The 4,628-nt window shown below is 68.6% G+C and carries 5 protein-coding genes and 2 pseudogenes; all 7 read left to right on the top strand.

The features are described from left to right. Positions 1-740: pseudogene (locus WBB14_RS03645) on the top strand (amino acid deaminase); the annotation flags it as partial. Positions 741-743: 3 nt separating this feature from the next. Next, complete coding sequence (locus tag WBB14_RS03650; protein WP_424238614.1) at positions 744-1,412, top strand: amino acid ABC transporter permease; 669 nt, start codon at positions 744-746, stop codon at positions 1,410-1,412. Positions 1,413-1,423: 11 nt separating this feature from the next. Beyond that, entirely contained in the window at positions 1,424-2,074 is a 651-nt protein-coding gene (locus WBB14_RS03655; protein ID WP_013395488.1) for an amino acid ABC transporter permease, read from the top strand. Then, the gene (locus tag WBB14_RS03660) at positions 2,061-2,801 is read left to right on the top strand and encodes an amino acid ABC transporter ATP-binding protein (protein WP_424238615.1); all 741 of its coding nucleotides are present in this window, start codon (positions 2,061-2,063) and stop codon (positions 2,799-2,801) included. The genes WBB14_RS03655 and WBB14_RS03660 overlap by 14 nt, the downstream gene beginning before the upstream one ends. A 23-nt stretch (positions 2,802-2,824) precedes the next feature. Beyond that, a complete protein-coding gene (locus tag WBB14_RS03665; protein WP_424238616.1) occupies positions 2,825-3,610 on the top strand; it encodes a transporter substrate-binding domain-containing protein in 786 nt (261 codons plus the stop codon). 23 nt (positions 3,611-3,633) lie between these two features. Beyond that, positions 3,634-3,981: a RidA family protein gene (locus tag WBB14_RS03670; RefSeq protein WP_424238617.1), complete on the top strand. Its 348-nt coding sequence runs from the start codon at positions 3,634-3,636 to the stop codon at positions 3,979-3,981. 64 nt (positions 3,982-4,045) lie between these two features. Next, a pseudogene (locus WBB14_RS03675) lies at positions 4,046-4,628 on the top strand (deacylase); the annotation flags it as partial.

Here is a 4,628-nt window from a genome sequence, read left to right on the forward strand (position 1 = left end):
CGGCCATCCTGGACGCGATCCGCGAACAAGGCAGCAAGCTGGCGCTGGCCGGCGTGGCCACCTACGAAGGCGCCGTCGCTTCGTCGGACGCGGCGCTCACCGCAAGCAACATCGCCGCGCTGATGGCGCGCGCAGCCCGGGCCTTCCAGCAAGTGCGCGCCCTGGCGCCGCAAGCGCCGCTGGTGTTCACCGCCGGCGGCTCGGCCTTCTTCGACCAGGTCACCCAGGCCGCCAAACCTTGGCTGGCCGAGGACGGCAACGCCCAACTGGTGCTGCGCAGCGGCGCCATTTTCTTCCATGACCACGGCACCTACCAGCGCGCGCTGCAGGCCATGGACGCCCGCGCCGGCTTTCAGATCGACGGCCAGGCGCGCCATGCGGCCGCCGATTTCCGGCCGGCCCTGCGCCTGTGGGGCGAAGTCCTTTCGCGCCCGGAGCCGGGATTGGCGATCTGCGGCTTCGGCATGCGCGACGTGTCCTACGACCAGGACCTGCCCGCGCCGCTGGCCGCCTTCCGCGGCGGCGCGGCCTTGCCGGGCTGGGATGCGCAGGCCCGCGTCACCCGGCTCAACGACCAGCACGCCTTCCTGGCCATCGCGCCGGACAGCGAGCTGGCGCCGGGCGACGTGATCGAGTTCGGCATTTCCCACCCATGCACCTGTCTGGACCGCTGGCGCGTGTTCTTCGGCCTGGACGCCGACGGCCGCGTGCAGTCGGCCTACCGCACGTTCTTCGGGTAAGCCATGCAGCAGCTGAACTTCCAACAGGTCTGGCGCTATCGCGAGCAGCTCTGGGACGGCATCCAGGTGACGCTGGAGCTGACCATCATCGCCGTGGTCGCCGGACTGGCCATCGGCCTGGCCGGTGCCATGCTGGCGCGCCACGGCCCCAAACCGGTCAAGCTGGCGCTGCGCGCCTATGTCGAGGTGTTCCGCAACACGCCGTCGCTGATCCAGCTGTTCGTGGTGTTCTTCGTCCTGCCGGGGCTGGGCCTGCGCATGCCGCCCTTCGCGGCGGCGGCGCTGGCGCTCAGCCTGTACTTCGGCGCCTACGCCATCGAAATCCTGCGCGCCGGCCTGGATTCCATTCCGCGCAGCCAGATCGAAGCCGGCCACTGTCTGGGCCTGAGCACCTGGCAGGTGTACCGCCACATCGTGCTGGCGCCCGCCCTGCGCAACGTCTATCCGGCGCTGGGCACGCAGCTGGTCATTCTGCTGCTCGGCACCTCGCTGGCCTCGCAGGTGTCGGCCGAGGACCTGTTCCATGCCGGCAGCTTCATCGAAAGCCGCACCTACCGCAGCTTCGAGGTCTATGCGGTCATCTGCGGCATCTATTTCACGCTGGTGCTGATCACCAAGGCCTTGCTGGCCCTGGCCGGCAGCCTGGCGTTCACCTGGCCCGTGCGCCGCTAGGAGCCGCAAGCATGCGTACGTTTACCCTGAGCGATTTCGCCTCCCTCATCAGCGCCCTGCAATGGACGGTGGCCCTGGTGCTGATCGCGCTGGCCATCGGCGCGCCGCTGGGCCTGGGGCTGGCGCTGTTGCGCGGCCACCGTTCGGCGCCGCTGCGCTGGCTGGCCGCGGCCCTGCAACAGTTGGTCCAGGGCGTGCCGCTGCTGGGCCTGCTGATGTTCTTCTACTTCGGCATGCCGGTGTTCCTGGGCATCGAAGTGCCCGCGCTGACGGCCGTCAGCGTCGCCTTCATCATCTACACGGCGGCCTTCCTGGGCCAGATCTGGTACGGCGGCATCCAGGCCGTGAAGCATGAGCAATGGGAGGCGGCCGCCTGCCTGGGCCTGTCCAAGTGGCACCAGTTCCGCCACGTGATCGCGCCGCAGGCGTTCCGCCTGTCGCTGCCGCCCACCGTGGGCTTCCTGGTGCAGCTCATCAAGGGCACTTCGCTGGCCTCGGTGGTGGGCTTCGTCGAACTGGCCCGCGCCGGGCAGATCGCCAGCGCCGCCACCTTCCAGCCGCTGCTGGTCTATTCCTGCGTCGCGTTGCTGTACTTCGCGGCGTGCCTGCCCCTGACGATGTGGGCCCGTAACCTGGAGGGCCGCTTCCATGGCGCTCGTTGAAGTCTCCAACATCCACAAACGCTTCGGCGCCAACGCGGTGCTCAACGGCGTCTCGCTCGAGGTCAACGAAGGCGAGATCGTCACCATCATCGGCCGCTCCGGTTCGGGCAAGTCGACCCTGCTGCGCTGCCTGAACGCGCTGGAAACGGTGGACGACGGCGCCATCCGCATCGGCGGCGAACAGATCCATGCCGGCATGCCCGGACTGCGCCAATTCCGCCAGCGCGTGGGCATCGTGTTCCAGCAGTTCAACCTGTTCCCGCACCTGAACGTGGAGCGCAATATCACGCTGGCGCCCACGCTCAACGGCAAGATCGCCAAGTCGCAGGGCCGCGCGCTGGCGCTGGACGTGCTGCGCCGCGTCGGCCTGGCCGAAAAGATCGACGCCTATCCGGCCCTGCTCTCGGGCGGCCAGCAGCAGCGCGTGGCGATCGCCCGCTGCCTGGCCATGGCGCCCCAGCTGATGCTGTTCGACGAAGTTACGTCGGCGCTGGACCCGGAACTGGTGGGCGAGGTGCTGAAGGTCATGGAAGACATGGCCCGCCAAGGCATGACCATGGTGCTGGTGACGCACGAAATGGCCTTCGCTCGCAACGTCGCGTCCAAGGTGGTGTTCATGCACCAGGGCCGCGTCTGGGAACAAGGTCCCCCCGCCGAACTCTTTGCCAATCCCCAAACCCCCGAGCTGCGCCAGTTCATCGGCACGGCCGCGCCTTCCACTCACTAAAGCACCGCCCCTGGAGTCATCGCATGAAACTGTACGCCAAGCTGGCCGCCGCCGCGGCCCTCTGCCTCTCCCTGGCCGCGCCCGCCTCGGCCGCCGACAAACTGCAGGACGTGCTGGGCGCGGGCAAGCTGCGCGTGGGCGTGCTGATGGATGCCGCGCCCTGGGGCTTCAAGGACGCCAAGGGCGAGGCCGCCGGCCTGGACATCGATCTGGCCAAGCTGATGGCCGCCGACATGGGCGTGAAGCTGGAACTGGTGCAGGTCACCGGCGCCAGCCGCATTCCCAGCCTGCTGGCCGGCAAGGTCGACGTGCTGATCGCGGCCGCCGGCGCCACCCCGGAGCGCGCCCAGCAGGTCATGTTCTCGCAGCCCTACGCCGCGGTGAACCTGGGCGTCTATGGCGGTGAAGCCATGCCACAGGCCAAGAGCGCGGACGAGCTCAAGGGCCACAGCATCGCAGTCGCCAAGGGCTCCACGCTGGACATCTGGCTCACCGACAACGCGCCCGGCGCCAAGCTGGTGCGCTTCGAGGACACGCCCTCGGCCGTGGCCGCCTATCTGGCGGGCCAGTCGGAATCGTTCGCCGAGAACAGCGCCATCGCGCTCAAGGTGACCGAAGACAATCCTGCAAAGGCGCCGCAGCTCAAGTTCCTGATCCGCCAGTCGCCCGCCCACGCCGCCGTGCAGCAGGGCCAGCAGAACCTGCTGAACTGGATCAATACCTTCCTCTTCACCAACCGCCTGAACGGCAAGCTGCCGGCCCTGCAGCAGAAGTGGTTCAAGGAAGCCCAGACCCTGCCGCAGATGTAATCGGCCGCCTCAAAAGGACTCGCATGATCAAACGCTACAAATCCGGCTCGCGCATGAGCCAGGCCGTCTCGTACAACGGCTTCGTGTTCATCGCCGGCCAGGTGGCCGACAACCGCCAGGGCTCGCTCGAATCGCAGACCCGCGAAGTGCTGGCCAAGATCGAAGCGCTGCTGGCCGAGGCCGGCAGCGACAAGTCGCGCCTGCTGGCGGTGGACGTATTCCTGCCCGCCATCGGCGACTTCGACGCCATGAACGGCGTCTACGACGCCTGGATCGACCCCGCCAACCCGCCTGCCCGCGCCTGCGTCGAGGCCCGTCTGGCCGACCCCGACCTGCGGGTCGAGATGACCGCGGTCGCCGCGCTGCGCTAAGGGCGCGGCGCGCCGGCCTTCCGATCCCTTTTTGCGCCGCCTTGCGCGGCGCTGTTGCTTCCCCATGCATACCGGCCTGTTTCACGAGATAGATTTCGACGCCGACGGCAAGGCGCTCAGCTTCCTGGGCACCCCCTATTCGGTCGACCGTTCGCCCTACTACCAGATCAAGACCCCCATCTGCCGCATCCGCAACGGCAACGGCCCGCGCGTGCTGCTCATGGCCGGCAACCACGGCGACGAATACGAAGGCGAGGTCGCCCTGGGCCGCCTGATCCGCCGCCTGCAACCCGCCCGCATGCGCGGCGAGGTCACGATCCTGCCGCTGGCCAATCTGCCCGCGGTGATGGCGGCGCGGCGGCGCTCGCCGCTGGACAATGGCAATCTCAATCGCGCCTTCCCCGGCGTCCCCGGCGGCACGCCCACGGAACGACTGGCGCACTTCCTGGAACACGAGCTGTTCCCGCGCCATGACGTGGTGTTCGACATCCATTCCGGCGGCACCTCGATGGCGCACCTGCCCACCGCCCTGATCGAACGCCAGGACTCGCCCGAGCGCATGGCGCGCGCGCTGGACCTGATGGGCGCGCTGGGCATGGGCCACGCCTTCGTCGCGGCCAACGGCCGCGATGCGCCCACCTCCATGG

Source organism: Achromobacter sp. (assembly GCF_049647645.1).
Taxonomy (GTDB): Bacteria; Pseudomonadota; Gammaproteobacteria; order Burkholderiales; family Burkholderiaceae_B; genus Achromobacter.